The 16,435-nt window shown below is 61.3% G+C and carries 13 protein-coding genes; 9 read left to right on the top strand and 4 right to left on the bottom strand.

What is annotated here, in order from left to right; genetic code table 11:
• Window positions 1-53 precede the first annotated feature (53 nt).
• Window positions 54-896 carry a 23S rRNA (adenine(2030)-N(6))-methyltransferase RlmJ gene (locus tag ACI2KS_RS16060; protein WP_404621903.1) on the bottom strand — a complete coding sequence of 281 codons (843 nt, stop codon included), beginning with the start codon at window positions 894-896 and terminating at the stop codon, window positions 54-56.
• A 321-nt stretch (window positions 897-1,217) separates the two neighbouring features.
• Here ACI2KS_RS16060 and ACI2KS_RS16055 point away from each other — a divergent pair, with 321 nt between their 5' ends.
• Window positions 1,218-1,484, top strand: a complete 267-nt coding sequence (locus ACI2KS_RS16055; protein WP_404621901.1) for a hypothetical protein — start codon at window positions 1,218-1,220, stop codon at window positions 1,482-1,484.
• Between the two features lie 54 nt (window positions 1,485-1,538).
• Here the strand turns inward: ACI2KS_RS16055 and ACI2KS_RS16050 are convergent, their stop codons facing one another.
• The 3 genes from ACI2KS_RS16050 to ACI2KS_RS16040 all read right to left on the bottom strand — a co-directional run bounded on the left by ACI2KS_RS16050 (window position 1,539) and on the right by ACI2KS_RS16040 (window position 5,700).
• Window positions 1,539-2,129 carry an Ig domain-containing protein gene (locus tag ACI2KS_RS16050; RefSeq protein ID WP_404621899.1) on the bottom strand — a complete coding sequence of 197 codons (591 nt, stop codon included), beginning with the start codon at window positions 2,127-2,129 and terminating at the stop codon, window positions 1,539-1,541.
• 573 nt (window positions 2,130-2,702) lie between these two features.
• Window positions 2,703-3,806 (bottom strand): GlxA family transcriptional regulator, encoded by a 1,104-nt coding sequence (locus ACI2KS_RS16045; protein ID WP_404621897.1) that lies wholly within the window; start codon window positions 3,804-3,806, stop codon window positions 2,703-2,705.
• Between the two features lie 517 nt (window positions 3,807-4,323).
• Entirely contained in the window at window positions 4,324-5,700 is a 1,377-nt protein-coding gene (locus ACI2KS_RS16040; RefSeq protein ID WP_404621895.1) for an L-serine ammonia-lyase, read from the bottom strand.
• Between the two features lie 476 nt (window positions 5,701-6,176).
• Here ACI2KS_RS16040 and ACI2KS_RS16035 point away from each other — a divergent pair, with 476 nt between their 5' ends.
• From ACI2KS_RS16035 to ACI2KS_RS16000, 8 genes are all read left to right on the top strand, one after another.
• Complete coding sequence (locus tag ACI2KS_RS16035; RefSeq protein WP_404621893.1) at window positions 6,177-7,124, top strand: choline ABC transporter substrate-binding protein; 948 nt, start codon at window positions 6,177-6,179, stop codon at window positions 7,122-7,124.
• Between the two features lie 64 nt (window positions 7,125-7,188).
• Window positions 7,189-8,037: a choline ABC transporter permease subunit gene (choW, locus tag ACI2KS_RS16030; protein ID WP_404622183.1), complete on the top strand. Its 849-nt coding sequence runs from the start codon at window positions 7,189-7,191 to the stop codon at window positions 8,035-8,037.
• Window positions 8,034-9,215, top strand: a complete 1,182-nt coding sequence (choV, locus tag ACI2KS_RS16025) for a choline ABC transporter ATP-binding protein (RefSeq protein WP_404621891.1) — start codon at window positions 8,034-8,036, stop codon at window positions 9,213-9,215. The genes choW and choV overlap by 4 nt, the downstream gene beginning before the upstream one ends.
• Window positions 9,216-9,414: 199 nt before the next feature.
• Complete coding sequence (betI, locus tag ACI2KS_RS16020; RefSeq protein ID WP_404621889.1) at window positions 9,415-10,008, top strand: transcriptional regulator BetI; 594 nt, start codon at window positions 9,415-9,417, stop codon at window positions 10,006-10,008.
• 75 nt (window positions 10,009-10,083) lie between these two features.
• On the top strand, window positions 10,084-11,556 hold the full coding sequence (gene betB / locus ACI2KS_RS16015) for a betaine-aldehyde dehydrogenase (protein ID WP_404621887.1): 1,473 nt from the start codon (window positions 10,084-10,086) through the stop codon (window positions 11,554-11,556).
• A 139-nt stretch (window positions 11,557-11,695) separates the two neighbouring features.
• Window positions 11,696-13,402: a choline dehydrogenase gene (betA, locus tag ACI2KS_RS16010; RefSeq protein ID WP_404621885.1), complete on the top strand. Its 1,707-nt coding sequence runs from the start codon at window positions 11,696-11,698 to the stop codon at window positions 13,400-13,402.
• A 202-nt stretch (window positions 13,403-13,604) separates the two neighbouring features.
• Window positions 13,605-15,047, top strand: a complete 1,443-nt coding sequence (locus tag ACI2KS_RS16005; RefSeq protein ID WP_404621883.1) for a TldD/PmbA family protein — start codon at window positions 13,605-13,607, stop codon at window positions 15,045-15,047.
• On the top strand, window positions 15,047-16,372 hold the full coding sequence (locus tag ACI2KS_RS16000) for a TldD/PmbA family protein (RefSeq protein WP_404621881.1): 1,326 nt from the start codon (window positions 15,047-15,049) through the stop codon (window positions 16,370-16,372). The genes ACI2KS_RS16005 and ACI2KS_RS16000 overlap by 1 nt, the downstream gene beginning before the upstream one ends.
• Window positions 16,373-16,435: the final 63 nt, after the last annotated feature.

Genomic DNA, 16,435 nt, shown 5'->3' with positions numbered 1-16,435 from the left:
GAGCCGGACCCCCACGGCCTGCGGCCGGAATCAGAAAGCGGACATCCGGCAAATCAGGCTTCGGCAATCAACCAATCCATCCGCCAGTCGCCCTGGGTCTGCCCCAGTTTCTCGGCGAGCCATGGCAGCAACTGGCGCAACTCCTCTTCCAGTCCCCACGGCGGGTTGGCGATGGCCATCCCCGAGCCGTTGAGGCTGTTCGGCGTGTCCAGCGGATGCACCAGCAGCTCCACGCGCAGCAATTTTGGTGCGCCGGTTTCGGCCAGTTCCTGATAGAAACGCTTGAGCGCGCGCTGATCCTTGACCGGGTACCAGATGGCGGCGACGGTCTGACGCATGCGCCCGATGGTTTCCTTGAGCGCGACCGAACAGCGTTTCATTTCGTCGAGCTGCTCGAACGGCGGGTCGATCAGCATCACGGCGCGCTTCTCCTGCACCGGTAGCAAGGCACGCGGCACATGCCAGCCTTCGCCCAGATGCACCGCCACGCGGCGGTCGTATTTCATGTTGTCCTTGAGCAGCGCGCCGTCTTCGGGGTGCTTCTCATTGAGCAATACACGGTCCTGTTCGCGGGTCACACGGCGCGCCAGCTCCGGGGAGCCTGGGTAGTAACGCAATTCGCCGGTCTTGCGGTTCATCTGGCGGATCGCATCCATGTAGCCGGCGGCCACCGCAGGCACGTCGTCCGCGTCCCACAGGCGGCCGATGCCTTCGAGCCACTCACCGGTGCGCGTCGCCTGATCACCCTGCAGGTCATACAGACCGAGACCGGCGTGGGTGTCGATATAGGCGAGGGGCTGCTCCTTGCGCGACATCAGCGCGATAAGGCGAGTCAGGACGATGTGTTTGAAGACGTCGGCATGGTTGCCGGCGTGGAAGGCGTGACGGTAGTTCATGGCGGCTCCTGGAAGGCTGCGGAGTTTAACAAAACAGCCGAGGTTGCGCAGACCACTCAGGCGATGGAGCAAAAACGCAGGCAAAAAAAGCCCCGGTTAAGCCGTTACAAAACCGGGGTTGAGGGACTTGCGCGGAGCAGAGGGTGACCAAACCGTAATCCGAGCAATACAAGTGGCGGCATTATGCCGAATTAACCAAACGGTTACATAGCCGAAAACGACACGCTTATGCGCATGCCAGACATTGCCGACGACAGGTCTTGCCGAGCGTGCAGCGCGCTACCAGAATCGCCTCAACCCCCCATAAAAGGAGCGAGCGTCATGATGCATGCAGACCTGATCGACCAGGACGATCTACTGGGTCAACTCCGATCGATCGGCTTTGAAATGCCCTCCGGAGCGACTCCCGAACAAGCCTGCAGCCAAGCGGTATGCGGCCTGACCGACGACCGCGCCAGGGCATTGCGCCAGTTGGTGGAAAGAATGCTCACCAGCAGCGCGACCATCCTGCCGGCAGTCCGTCAGGCGATCGATCAACAGTTGCTACCGGCACTGGCTTCCTACCAGACTGCACGCGTCAAGGCTTGATCAAGGATGGCGCTCTCGGCCTGGACCGGCAGGCAGATGAGCGCCAAACCTTCATCACAGATCCTTGAGTACGACCAGCAGACGGGCCCCGCCTTGCTTGTCCGACTCCGTGCCAGTGCGCAGGAGAAAAGTCTTGCCGTGGTCGTTGGTCAAAATGTTGGTCGATGTCCAGTATTCATTGACCTGCCGCCAGCCCAGATAAGCCTCAATGTCGCCTGCGCTGGATGCGTAGGTGTCGTAGAAGAGCCTCATTTCGGCAACGCTGAGCGCTCGGTTGACCCAGGGTCGATCATTGACGCTGGACCCCCAATTGACAGGACCATACTGCGCCACCTGCACGATGGCTGAAAACGTAATGGCGAACTGCGCCGTAGCTGCGCTGCAATCGCGAACACTGATCAGCGCTGTGCCGTTACCGGCGGCGGTCACCAGGCCTTCACTGTCGACCTGCGCAACCTGTTCATCGGAGGACGCGTAGGTATACGGCGGCATCCCGCCAGTGGGCTGCCGTCGATATTGCGCCTTGGCAGGCGCGACGGGAGGTGGCTTGCCCCTGACGATGATGTAGCCGGGGATGGCCATGGCATGCGGGGCACCGAGATTCAATGCTTGCGGCCTGATTGAAAGGACCAGTGGCTCAGACACCAACCGGCCGTCCTTCACTTTCTCGAGATAGCTACGGCGTCCTGGCGATAGCTCATTCGGACTCGCCAGGTCGGTTATCGCGCCACCCGTGCGCGCCCCCTGACCGGCAGTACCCTGCCCTTGCGGACTCGCACCTTTGTCTGTCGACATGCTCCACCTCACAAATTGCATCCAGGCGATGAGTGATCAGCTCGCGCAGCGCCGTGACGCGCAGGCGCGAAACTGTGATCCAGTGGGTATTGCAGGCAAGTTTCCAGACCTGGACGGGCTGAAAACCCCTGCAGACATGAGGCACCTGTTTGCAAAAGTCGACAACTGTCAGAAATGACAGGTTTTCCCGATTGGCCGGACCGCTCGTCGTTCTGTCAGCTGTTGGGCGGGTGGAGTTGACGGATTCAGGAAGTGAAGCTCAGTTCGCCACCACCGCAGATTTGCGACGCTGCACGAGCCTCTTGCACAGCTCGGCCCCGTCGCAGATGGCTGGCGAATGCGTCGGGCCAGTCAGGGTAGCGGCGGCTGACAACCCGGACTCGCCTGCCAGCCGGCATCAACAAGCTGCGTGCGGCGGTAGTTCTACAACCGCACGCTCGCAAAGGTCGACTCGTTGCGCGCCTGGCTGAGCGCCGAGAGCGGCCCGGACAGCGGCGCCAGCACCATCGCCTGGGGAATCGGCAGCATCGCCACCTGCTGTGCGGTGTTGGAACCTACGCGCTCATCGCGCGGCGGGATGCCGAAGTATTCGCGGTAGCACTTGGAAAAGTGCGGGGTGGAGACAAAACCACAGACCGACGCCACTTCAATGATCGACATCGGGGTTTGCTTGAGCAACTGCCGGGCGCGAATCAGGCGCAGCTTCAGGTAGTAGCGCGACGGCGAGCAATGCAGATACTTCTGGAACAGCCTTTCGAGCTGACGCCGGGAGACCGCGACATAAACTGCCAGCTCGTCGAGGTCGATTGGCTCTTCGAGGTTGGCCTCCATCAGCGCGACGATTTCCTGAAGTTTCGGCTGGTTGGTGCCGAGCATGTGCTTGAGTGGCACGCGCTGGTGATCCTGCTCATTGCGAATGCGCTCGTAGACGAACATTTCCGAGATCGCAGCGGACAGTTCACGCCCGTGATCACGGCTGATCAGGTGCAGCATCATGTCCAGCGGCGCGGTGCCCCCGGAGCTGGTGAAGCGGTTACGGTCCAGGGTGAACAGACGCGTACTCATCGCCACGCGAGGGAAGGCTTCCTGCATCGCGGCCAGGCATTCCCAGTGCACGCTGCAATCGAAGCCGTCGAGCAGGCCGGCGCATGCCAGCGCCCAGCTGCCGGTGCACACCGCGCCCAGACGGCGGGACTGACGTGCCTGGCTCTGCAGCCAGCTCACGTGTTCGCGAGTGACGGTGCGTTGAATGCCGACACCTCCGCAGACGATTACGGTGTCCAGCACCGGCGCCTTGTGCATCGAGGCATCAGGGGTAATTTGCAGGCCATCGCTGGCCCACACCTGGCCGCCATCGACACTCAGTGTGGTCCAGCGATACAGCTCACGACCAGAAAGCTGGTTGGCCATTCGCAGTGGCTCAACCGCAGATGCGAGAGAAATCAGTGTGAAATTGTCCAGCAGCAGGAAGCCGATGGATTGAGGCGCACGGTTCTGGGGTTGAGCCCCGGAGTTGAACGAAGTCATCACGGTATCTCCTCAAGCGAAAAGCGGTTGATGGCCCCAGTAAGAGGCTCTTGTTGTTGGCCCTCCTCAAAGGAGAGCTTTGTCATTGCAACGCAAATGCCATGCCTAAAGTTGAATGGGCATTCAATAAACCCTGATTGCGACGTCGCGATACGTCTATTCGGTAGCGACATGGGCGTTCGATTAGCGACCTGACGATTGCCGAGCCACGGAAATGGCGGGCGCGATGAGCAATTCGGTATCACTTGTGTGAAGCACCGAAATATCGGACGAAGGGAGAGTGTCACCCCATGCACGGATGACTCGCGCAGGGTCGAAACAGGCCGGCAGGACATGGCTTTGCGCCATGCGACACGGTATGCGCGCCAAAAGGTAGCGGCGGGTTGGCAGCGTGGATCAAAAGCGAGCAGACATGAAACGCGAACTTGCTTGTGCCGAAGGCGTGGGAGCCCGCCGGGGTGGCGGACTCCTACGGGCTTCGCCCAGAATCAAAAGCATTGAAAGGACGAGGGCTCGATCAACACTCCACTGCACTCACCGCCAGCCCGCCGCGCGATGTCTCCTTGTATTTGTCGTGCATGTCGGCGCCGGTATCGCGCATGGTGCGGATGACCCGGTCCAGCGAGATGAAGTGCTGGCCGTCTCCGCGCAACGCCATTTGCGCGGCGTTGATGGCCTTGACCGCGGCAATTGCGTTGCGCTCGATGCACGGCACTTGAACCAGGCCACCGACCGGGTCGCAGGTCAGCCCCAAATTGTGCTCAAGGCCGATTTCCGCCGCGTTGCACAATTGCTCAGGCGTGGCACCCAGAATGTCTGCGAGCCCCGCCGCCGCCATTGCGCAGGCTGAACCCACCTCGCCCTGGCAGCCCACCTCGGCGCCGGAGATCGACGCGTTCTTTTTACAGAGGATGCCGATCGCGGCCGCACCCAGAAAGTAGTCCACCACATTGGCTTCGCTGACTTCATCACTGAATTTGACGAAGTAATGCAGCACCGCAGGGATGATGCCTGCCGCGCCGTTGGTGGGCGCCGTGACCATGCGTCCACCCGCCGCGTTTTCTTCATTGACCGCCAGGGCGAATAGGTTGACCCACTCCATCGCGCTCAACGTCGAGCCAATTACATTGGGCTTGCCCAGTTCCTGAAGGCTGCGATGCAGGCGCGCCGCACGACGACGCACATTCAGGCCTCCGGGCAGGATGCCTTCGTGTTTGAGACCCTGCTCCACGCACTGCTGCATGGCGCGCCACAAGTGCATCAGGCCTGAACGAATCTCTTCCTCACTGCGCCAGACCTTCTCGTTCTCCATCATCAACTGCGAGACCCGCAGGCCGTGCTTTTCACACAGCGCCAGCAGCTCGTCGGCGCTGGAAAAGTCGTAGGGCAGCACGGTGCTGTCCATATCCAGCACGCCGCTGGCCGCTTGCGCCTCATCGACCACGAAACCACCGCCCACCGAGTAATAAGTGTCGCGATGGCATTCGCCGCTGGCATCAAAGGCGAGCAGAGTCATGGCGTTGGGATGGAAAGGCAGGTTTTCGTCGATCAGCAGCATGTCGCGTTGCCAGACAAAGGGGATCGGGTGATCGCCATTGAGCTTCAGCGTGTCGGTTTCGCGCAGTTCGGCGATGTGCTGACCAATAAGCGTGGGATCGATTGCGTCCGGCCATTCGCCCATCAGGCCCATGATCACCGCGTTGTCGCTGCCGTGACCGACGCCGGTCGCCGACAGCGAGCCATACAGCCGCACTTCGATGCGCCGGACTTGCGCCAGCTGACCGCGCTCACGCAGGCCTTGAACGAATAACGCGGCTGCGCGCATCGGCCCCACGGTGTGAGAGCTGGAGGGGCCGATACCGATCTTGAACAGGTCGAACACGCTGATAGCCATTTACCGCAAACCTCCGCAAAACAGGGTTCCCGGCGCGCCGAGCGGCCGGCGACGGAGCTGCTACGCTCAAACTGCAATCCGTCGAGATGGCGGCATCATCAGCCTTTTATCTTGCCGGGCGGCGTCTCACACCGACCCACTCTTGTCCACAAACGTCGCGTCCATGCGCAAGCGAGCAGGAGCCTGTCCCCGAGGAACAAATGTCACTGTTTTCGACACTTTTTGCCGCATTGGCACTCGAAAAGCCGCCGGCGGCCGGGGAAAGAACCTGTAAGCGACGTCACTGACACTGGATACGACCCCCTATGTACTGGTTACGACGCCCCCTGTAGGCGTTTGTTTTCCCCTGCTACATGATCGTTGTCGACTCGATCGCCAGACGCAGTGAAAGAGCTGTTTTCCAACTTGACTCGCCGACACCAAAAAAACGCGTCAGCCCGCTGATGACGAGAAGAAAACACCTAAGGAGTCCAACCATGAAAGGTTCACAAAAGCTGTTGCTGGGCGTTGTGCTGAGTCTGCCCATCCTGGCCCAGGCTGCAGAGCCTGCCGCCTGCCAGACGGTCAATTTTTCCGATGTAGGCTGGACCGATATCACTGCAACGACCGCTACCACCAGCGTGGTCCTGCAGTCACTGGGCTACAAGACCAAGACCACGATGATTTCCGTGCCCGTGACCTACAAGTCGCTGGCCGATGGCAAGAACATGGACGTGTTCCTCGGCAACTGGATGCCCACCATGGAAAACGACATCAAGGCTTATCGCGACGCCGGCAGCGTCGAAGTGGTGCGCACCAACCTCACCGGCGCCAAATACACCCTGGCCGTGCCGCAAGCGTTGTACGACAAAGGCCTGCACGATTTCGCCGACATCGCCAAATTCAAGAAAGAGCTCGACGGCAAGATCTACGGCATCGAGCCTGGCAACGATGGCAACCGCCTGATCCAGAGCATGATCGACAAAGATGCCTTCGGCCTGAAAACCGCTGGCTTCAAGGTCGTCGAGTCGAGCGAAGCGGGCATGCTGTCGCAGGTCGATCGCGCCTCCAAGCGTGACACCGCCGTGGTCTTCCTCGGCTGGGCGCCGCACCCGATGAACAAGCGCTTCAAGATCCAGTACCTGACCGGCGGCGACGATTTCTTCGGCCCCGATTTCGGCGCTGCAACCGTGGCCACCAACACACGCAAGGGTTACACCGCCGAATGCAGCAACGTCGGTCAGCTGCTGAAGAACCTGCAGTTCACGGTCGACATGGAAAGCTCACTGATGGGCAACATCCTCGACGACAAGATGAAGCCTGAAGCAGCCGCCAAGGCGTGGCTGAAGAAAAACCCTCAAGTACTCGACACCTGGCTGGCGGGTGTCACCACAGTGGACGGTAAACCTGGCCTGGAAGCCGCAAAAGCCGAGCTGACGAAGTAACTCGACACGCAGGCGGGTCCGCCCGCCTGTTGTCCTCTTTTCATCCCGCACGCGGACAATCGATATCATGCTGACTGATCATAAAATCCCCCTAGGCCAGTACATCGCAGGCTTTGTCGAATGGTTGACGCAACACGGCGCCAGCACCTTCGACGCCATCGCTTCGTCACTGGAAACCATGATCCACGGACTGACCGGCGGTCTGACTTGGTTCAACCCTTTTGTGCTGATCGGCCTGATTGCTCTGCTTGCTCATTTCATCCAGCGCAAATGGGGCCTGACCGCCTTCGTCATCATCTCCTTTCTGCTGATCCTCAACCTGGGTTACTGGCAGGAAACCATGGAGACCCTGGCGCAGGTGTTGTTTGCCACGCTGGTGTGCGTGGTGATCGGCGTGCCGCTGGGCATCATCGCGGCGCACAAGCCGATGTTTTACACCTGTATGCGACCGGTGCTGGACCTGATGCAGACCGTTCCTACATTCGTTTACCTGATTCCTACCCTGACCCTCTTCGGGCTGGGTGTGGTGCCGGGTCTGATTTCGACGGTGGTGTTCGCGATTGCGGCGCCCATCCGACTGACCTATCTGGGCATCTGCGATGTCCCGCAAGAACTGCTCGACGCCGGCAAGGCCTTCGGCTGCTCCCGTCGTCAACTGCTGTCCCGGATCGAACTGCCCCACGCCATGCCAAGCATCGCGGCCGGTATCACCCAGTGCATCATGCTGTCGTTGTCGATGGTGGTGATTGCCGCACTGGTGGGCGCCGACGGTCTGGGCAAACCCGTGGTCAACGCACTGAACACCGCTGATATCGCCCTGGGCTTCGAAGCGGGCCTGGCGATCGTATTGCTGGCAATCATGCTCGACCGTATCTGCAAACAACCCGACGCTAAAGTGAGGGCCGACGCATGAGCATCATCAAATTCGACCAGGTAGACGTCGTCTTCTCCAAAGACCCGCGTGAGGCTCTCAAGCTGCTGGATCAGGGCCTTGCGCGGCCAGAAATCCTGAAGAAGACCGGTCAGATCGTTGGCGTGGAAAAAGCCAGCCTGGAAATCAACAAAGGCGAGATCTGCGTACTGATGGGCTTGTCCGGCTCGGGCAAATCCAGTCTGTTGCGCTGCATCAACGGCCTCAATACCGTCAGCCGCGGTTCGTTGTTCGTCGAGCATGAAGGCAAGCAGATCAACATCGCCAAATGCACCCCGGCCGAGCTGAAAATGATGCGCACCAAACGCATCGCCATGGTGTTCCAGAAGTTCGCCCTGATGCCCTGGCTGACCGTTCGCGAGAACATCAGTTTCGGCCTGGAAATGCAGGGCCGCCCGGAGAAAGAACGCCGCCAGCTGGTGGACGAGAAACTCGAGCTGGTAGGCCTGACCCAATGGCGCAACAAGAAGCCCGACGAGCTGTCCGGCGGTATGCAGCAACGAGTGGGCCTGGCCCGCGCGCTGGCGATGGACGCCGACATTCTGTTGATGGACGAACCCTTCTCTGCGCTCGACCCACTGATCCGTCAGGGGCTGCAGGACGAGCTGCTGGCGCTGCAGAAGAAACTCAACAAGACCATCGTCTTCGTCAGCCATGACCTGGACGAAGCACTCAAGCTCGGCACCCGCATCGCGATCATGAAAGACGGCCGGATCATCCAGTACAGCGTGCCGGAAGAAATCGTGCTCAACCCTGCCGACGAATACGTGCGCACCTTCGTCGCCCACACTAACCCGCTCAACGTGCTGTGCGGCCGCAGCCTGATGCGCCCGATCACCGACTGCACGCGCATCAACGGTTCCCAGGTCTGCCTGGATCCGGGAGATGACTCGTGGATCGACCTGACCGAAGGCAACCAGATCCAGGGCATCCATCAGCACGGCGCTGCTGTCGATCTGCAGAGCTGGGCACCCGGTCAGGCAGTAGAGAATCTGGGCCGCAGGCCGACCGTGGTGCATTCGGACATTGGCATGCGTGAAGCCCTGCAGATCCGCTATCACACCGGCAACAAGCTGGTGCTGCAGGAGAACAACCAACTGGTGGGCATTCTCGGCGACAGCGAGCTGTATCACGCGTTGCTGGGTAAAAATCACGGTTAAAAGCAGCTCCAAGCTGCAAGTTTCAAGCTGCAAGACGAAGGCCCGTACGCCTCTGTTCTTGCGGCTTCTAGCTTGAAGCTTGCGGCTGTTTCTGCTTGCCCGCCGCTTTTTGTTGATTGAACGTTCAATTAAAAAGCTCTACACTGCAGGCCGTTTTTCAGTCCTTCATGATCACCCGGCGAGCCACGGAGACTCACAGATGCCCAAGGTCGGTATGCAACCCATTCGCCGTCAACAGCTGATCCAGGCCACCCTTTCGGCGGTCGATCAGGTTGGCATGGGCGACGCCAGCATCGCGCTGATCGCCAAGCTTGCGGGCGTCTCCAACGGCATCATCAGTCACTACTTCCAGGACAAGAACGGCCTGATCGCAGCGACCATGCGTCACCTGATGAACGCCTTGATCATCAACGTCGCCGCGCGCAGGCAAGCGTTGACCGACGACAGCCCCCGGGCGCATCTGAAAGTGATCATCGAGGGCAACTTCGACGCCAGCCAGGTCAACGGCCCGGCGATGAAAACCTGGCTGGCCTTCTGGGCCACCAGCATGCATTCCCCATCCCTGCACCGGTTGCAGCGGATCAACGATCACCGCCTGTATTCGAACCTGTGCTGCCAGTTCCGCCGCGTCCTCCCGCTGGACGACGCACGTACCGCCGCCCGCGGCCTGGCCGCGCTGATCGACGGCTTGTGGCTGCGCGGCGCGCTATCGGGGGATGCCTTCGATACCGAACAGGCGCAGCAGCTCGCCTACGAATACATGGATTTCCAACTGGCAAAAGCGGCGAGCTGAAGCAGCTGCCGCACATCGATCGCACCGCGCGCAGCGCACCCGATCACGCCATCGACAGACAACTGCGAGGATTTTATGGCCCGTTTCGAATTGCAAAAACTCTACATTGACGGTGGTTACGTCGACGCCAGCAGCGACGCGACCTTCGAAGCCATCAACCCGGCCAATGGCGAAGTCCTTGCCAAGGTCCAGCGGGCCACCCAGGCAGACGTCGAGCGTGCCGTGGTCAGCGCTGAAAAAGGCCAGAAGGTCTGGGCCGCGATGACTGCCATGGAGCGTTCGCGCATTCTGCGCCGTGCCGTCGACATCCTGCGCGAGCGCAACGACGAACTGGCCGCCCTGGAAACCCTGGACACCGGCAAGTCGATCTCCGAGACCCAATACGTCGACATCGTCACCGGCGCCGACGTGCTGGAATACTACGCAGGTCTGGTGCCAGCCATCGAAGGCGAACAGATCCCGCTGCGTACCTCGTCGTTCGTCTACACCCGCCGCGAGCCGCTGGGCGTCACCGTCGGCATCGGCGCCTGGAACTACCCGATCCAGATCGCCCTGTGGAAATCCGCGCCAGCGCTGGCTGCGGGTAACGCGATGATCTTCAAGCCAAGCGAAGTCACGTCGCTGACCACCCTCAAGCTGGCGGAGATCTATACCCAGGCGGGCGTGCCGGACGGCGTGTTCAACGTGCTCACCGGCAGCGGTCGCGAAGTTGGCACCTGGCTGACCGAACACCCGCGCATCGAGAAAATCTCGTTCACCGGCGGCACCGATACCGGCAAGAAAGTCATGGCCAGCGCTTCGAGTTCATCGCTCAAGGAAGTGACCATGGAACTGGGTGGCAAGTCGCCGCTGATCATTTTCGATGACGCCGACCTGGATCGCGCGGCCGACATCGCCATGATGGCCAACTTCTATAGCTCCGGTCAGGTCTGCACCAACGGCACGCGGGTATTCGTGCCGAGTGCGTTGAAGACCCGGTTCGAAGAGAAAATCCTGGAACGCGTCAAGCGCATCCGCGTCGGCAACCCGCAGGACGACACCACCAACTTCGGCCCGCTGGTGAGCTTCGCGCACATGGAAAGCGTGCTGGGCTACATCGCCAAGGGCAAGGAAGAAGGGGCACGCCTGCTGATCGGCGGCGAGCGCCTGACTGACGGTGAGTTCGCCAAGGGAGCCTTCGTTGCGCCGACGGTGTTCACCGACTGCAGCGACGAGATGACCATCGTCAGGGAAGAGATCTTCGGCCCGGTGATGAGCATCCTCAGCTACGAGACCGAAGAAGAAGTCATCCGCCGCGCCAACGACACCGAAATGGGTCTGGCGGCGGGCGTCGTGACCCGCGACCTCAACCGCGCCCACCGGGTGATCCATCAACTGGAAGCCGGTATCTGCTGGATCAACGCCTGGGGCGAGTCCGACGCCAAAATGCCGGTCGGCGGCTACAAGCAATCGGGGGTCGGCCGCGAGAACGGCATCAGCTCGCTGGCGCAGTACACGAGAATCAAATCGGTACAGGTCGAGCTTGGGGATTACGCGTCGGTGTTTTGAGAGCAGCTTCTAGTTTCAAGCGGCAAGCTTCAAGAAACAGCAGATCCTGCTTGCCGCTCCACACATTGATTCGCAAGCTCAGCTTCGCTGCTTTTTCTTGCAGCTTTAGGCTGGGGGCTTGCCGCTTTACGGAGCCCTTATGAACACCTCCGAATACGATTACATCATCATCGGCGCCGGCTCTGCCGGTAACACCCTGGCAGCGCGCCTCACTGAAGATGCGGGCGTCACCGTTCTGTTGCTCGAAGCCGGCGGCCCGGACTACCGCGCCGACTTCCGCACACAGATGCCCGCCGCGCTGGCGTTTCCGCTGCAGGGCCGTCGCTACAACTGGGCCTACGAAACCGACCCCGAACCGCACATGGACAACCGGCGCATGGAGTGCGGGCGTGGCAAGGGCCTGGGTGGTTCGTCGCTGATCAACGGCATGTGCTACATCCGCGGCAACGCCATGGACTACGACGGCTGGGCCAAACTCCCAGGCCTTGAAGACTGGACCTACCTGGATTGCCTGCCGTATTTCCGCAAGGCCGAAACCCGCGACATCGGCCCCGACGACTACCACGGTGGCGAAGGCCCGGTCAGCGTGACCACACCCAAGGCGGGCAACAACCCGTTGTTCCACGCCATGGTCGAGGCAGGTGTGCAGGCTGGCTATCCCGCCACCTCCGATCTCAACGGCTATCAGCAGGAAGGCTTCGGCCCGATGGATCGCACCGTGACGCCCAACGGCCGTCGCGCCAGCACCGCGCGCGGTTATCTGGATGAAGCCAAGAAGCGCCCGACCCTGACCATCGTCACGCACGCCCTGACCGACCGGATCCTGTTCGACAACAAGCGGGCGACCGGTGTCGCCTACATGGTCGGCGACAGCGATACCCGCATCCAGGCCCGGGCGCGCAAGGAAGTCCTGCTGTGCAGCGGCGCAATCGCCTCGCCACAGATCCTCCAGCGCTCGGGTGTCGGCCCTGCCGCGCTGCTGAAAAAGATGGATATCCCTGTAGTGCACGATCTGCCGGGCGTGGGGGAAAACCTTCAGGATCACCTGGAGATGTACCTGCAATACGCCTGCAAGGAGCCGGTCTCGCTCTACCCTTCTCTGCTCTGGTGGAATCAGCCGGCCATTGGCGCCGAGTGGATGTTCCTGGGCAAGGGTATCGGCGCCAGCAACCAGTTCGAGGCCGGTGGTTTCATTCGCTCCCGTGAAGAATTCGAGTGGCCGAACATCCAGTACCACTTCCTGCCGGTCGCGATTAACTACAACGGCAGCAACGGGGTGAAGGAACACGGCTTCCAGGCTCACGTCGGCTCGATGCGCTCGCCAAGCCGTGGCCGCGTGCAGCTCAAGTCGAAGGACCCGCGCGAGTACCCGAGCATCCTCTTCAACTACATGGCCACCGAGCAGGACTGGCAGGAGTTTCGCGACGGCATTCGTTTGACCCGCGAAATCATGCAGCAGCCGGCGCTGGACAAATACCGCGGCCGCGAAATCAGTCCGGGGCCGGAGGTGCAGACCGACGAGCAACTCGACCAGTTCGTCCGCGAACATGCCGAGACCGCGTTCCACCCGTCCTGCTCGTGCAAGATGGGCACCGATGAAATGGCCGTGGTCGATCATCAGGGCCGGGTGCACGGGATGGAAGGTCTGCGCGTGGTCGACGCCTCGATCATGCCGATCATCACCACCGGCAACCTCAACGCCCCGACGATCATGCTGGCCGAGAAAATTGCCGACCGGATTCGCGGGCGGGCGCCATTGCCACGCAGCACGGCCAGATACTTCGTGGCAGGCGATACCCCGGCGCGTGGCAAGCCGATGCGTGAGGTCGGTCACGCGACACTGTAAGGCGAACGCAATACTGTAGGCGTGAGCTTGCTCGCGATAGCGGTCTGTCAGTTACCGGTTGGGTGCCGGACAGATTGCAATCGCGAGCAAGCTCACTCCTACAGGTCGATATACACATCGCGTCCTCGTAACCCCCGCCCCAAGGCTCAAGCGCGCTATGATTCGGACCGTTGCCCGTCCGATCGCCAAGGAGCCATCCTGCATGTTCGACTTCTCCGCTCAACTCAAGCAGCGCTTCGCTGCCCTGCAGAGCAGCGCCCAGTTTCTCTCCCTGCGTTACGTCAAACAGACCAGCCAGCATCTGTCTGTGCGCAAGAACGTCGCCGAACCGCCGCAACTGAGCAGCGACGAAGGCGCCATGCTCACCGTGCGCATCAACGGCGTCGAAGCCTACGCGGCCACCAACGACATCTCTCAACGGGGGCTGCAGGCGGCGCTTGAGCAAGCCGAGGCACAGGCGCGAATGCTCGCACCGCACGCCTTGCTCGACCTGAGCGAACACGCCGTGTCCAGCAGCCGCGCTGATTACCTGTCGCCGAATCTGAGCACCGCATTTCCTTCGCTCAGCGACTGCTATGCCCTGCTTGGCCGCGAATCGGCCTCGGTGCCCAAGGACGAGCGCCTGGTCAACTGGCAGGTCAGTCTGGGGATTGAAAACGTCGAACAGATCTACCTCAACAGCGCCGGCGCCGAGATCCGTCAGGCCCAGCGTTTTGTCTTCCCGGGCCTGAGCGTCACCGCTTATGACGGCCAGGACAGCCAGACCCGCAGCCTGGGCCGCGACAACTTCGGCCAGCAAGGCGGCGCAGAAGTCATCACCTCCTGCGGGATTATCGGCGCGGCCGCCAACGTCGCCGATCAGGCGCTGCAACTGATCATGGCGCCCAACACCCCCACAGGCCCGCGCGATCTGCTGCTGACACCGGATCAGATGATCCTGCAGATCCACGAATCCATCGGCCACCCGCTGGAGCTGGACCGTATCCTGGGCGATGAGCGCAACTACGCCGGCACCAGCTTCGTCAAGGCCTGCGACTTCGGCAGCCTGCAATATGGCTCGAGCCTGCTCAATGTGACCTTCGACCCGCAGATCCCCGAGCAATTGGCGAGCTATGCCTACGACGACGATGGCACACAGGCCAGCAAGCAGTTCCTGATCAAGGACGGCGTGCTCGAGCGACCGCTGGGTGGCGCTCTGTCGCAGTACCGCAGCGGCATGGACGGCGTGGCCAACAGTCGCGCCTGTAGCTGGAACCGCGCGCCCATCGACCGCATGGCCAACCTCAATATCGAGCCAGGCGACCAGTCGATGGCGCAGCTTGTCGGCGGCATCGAGCACGGCATTCTGATGAGCACCAACCGCTCATGGTCGATCGACGATGCGCGCAACAAATTCCAGTTCGGCTGCGAATGGGGTCAGTTGATCGAGAACGGCGAACTCAAGGGCGTGGTGAAGAACCCGAACTACCGGGCAATTTCCGCCCAGTTCTGGCGCAACCTCAGCGCAGTCGGCGATGCCAGCACGTTCAAGGTCCTGGGCACGCCAAACTGCGGCAAGGGCGAACCCAATCAAGTGGTACGCGTCGGCCACGCCTCACCCGCCTGCGTATTCGCCAACGTCGATGTTTTCGGAGGTGACGCCTGATGTCCCATCAAGATCAATTCAAAGCGCTGGTTCAATGGCTGCAAGGTGCTGTGACGCCTCAGGAACGCTTCACCCTCAGCTACAACGCAGAAGCGTCGGATTTTATCCGTTTCAATCACGCCAAGGTGCGTCAGGCCGGACACGTGCAGCAGGCCAGCGTCTATTTCAAGCTGATCGAAGACGGGCGCCACGCCGACCTCAACCTGACGCTGTCCGGTGATCGGGACGTGGATCGTCAGCGCCTGGGCGAAGCTCTGGATCAGTTGCGTGACACCCTGACGCTGCTGCCGCAAGACCCCTACCTGCTGCTCAACGACGAGGCCTGGCAGAGCAGCAACGTCCAGGACGCGCCGCTGCCTGACAGCGCCCACGTGGTACAGCAGATCGCACAGCTGGGCGAAGGCCTGGATCTGGTCGGCATTTATGCCGCCGGGCCGATCTACCGGGGTTTTGCCAGCTCCAATGGTGCGCTGGGCTGGCACCAGGCCAACAGTTTCAACTTCGACTGGAGCCTGTTCCACGACAATGGCCAGGCGGTGAAGGCCAACTACGCCGGTCACCAATGGAGCGATGAGGCATTCGCCCAACGCTTCGCCCTGGCCCGTGAACAACTTGAGTTTCTGGGTCATCCTTCGCACACGCTGGCGCCCGGCCAATACCGCGCCTATCTGGCGCCGGCTGCACTGGAAGAAGTGATGGGCATGCTGTGCTGGGGAGGGTTCTCGGCGCAGTCGCTGGCTGACAAGACCAGCCCGCTGCAACGTTTGTACGACGGTCAGGCCACGCTCAACCCGCTGGTGAGCCTGGATGAACAGGTCACGGGGTCATTGTCTCCGGCGTTTTCAGGCGAAGGTTACCCGCGCTCGGATCTGGCGCTGGTGGTCGAAGGCCACGCCAGGGATCGCCTGATCGATTCGCGCAGTGCCGCCGAATACGGCCTGACCGCCAACGGCGCCGGCTGGGGCGAATATCCCAGCGCACTGAGCATGGGCGGTGGCTCGCTGGCGCTGGACGATATCCTCAAGGCCCTGGGCACCGGCCTGTACATCAGCAACCTGTGGTACCTGAACTTCTCCGACCGCACGGCAGGACGCATCACCGGCATGACCCGCTTTGCCACATTCTGGGTCGAGGACGGCAAGATCAAGGCTCCGGTCAGCACCATGCGCTTTGACGACAGCATATTCAGTCTGCTGGGCGGTGCGCTGGAACAATTGACCACGCAAAGGGAACTCATCCTCTCGGCAAGTACCTACAGTCAACGTCAGACAGCTTCGAACCTGCTGCCGGGGGCGCTGGTGAGCAAGCTTACGTTGACGCTTTAGCGTTGTTTTTGATTCGGCCCGAAGGGCGTGGGAGCTCGACTTGTCAGCGATCTGCTGCGAAGC

This window comes from Pseudomonas sp. NPDC087358, from assembly GCF_044900785.1.
In the GTDB taxonomy this organism is placed as follows: Bacteria; Pseudomonadota; Gammaproteobacteria; order Pseudomonadales; family Pseudomonadaceae; genus Aquipseudomonas.
The sequence above is the reverse complement of the archived record's forward strand: the minus strand, read 5'-3'. Positions and strand labels throughout refer to the sequence as shown.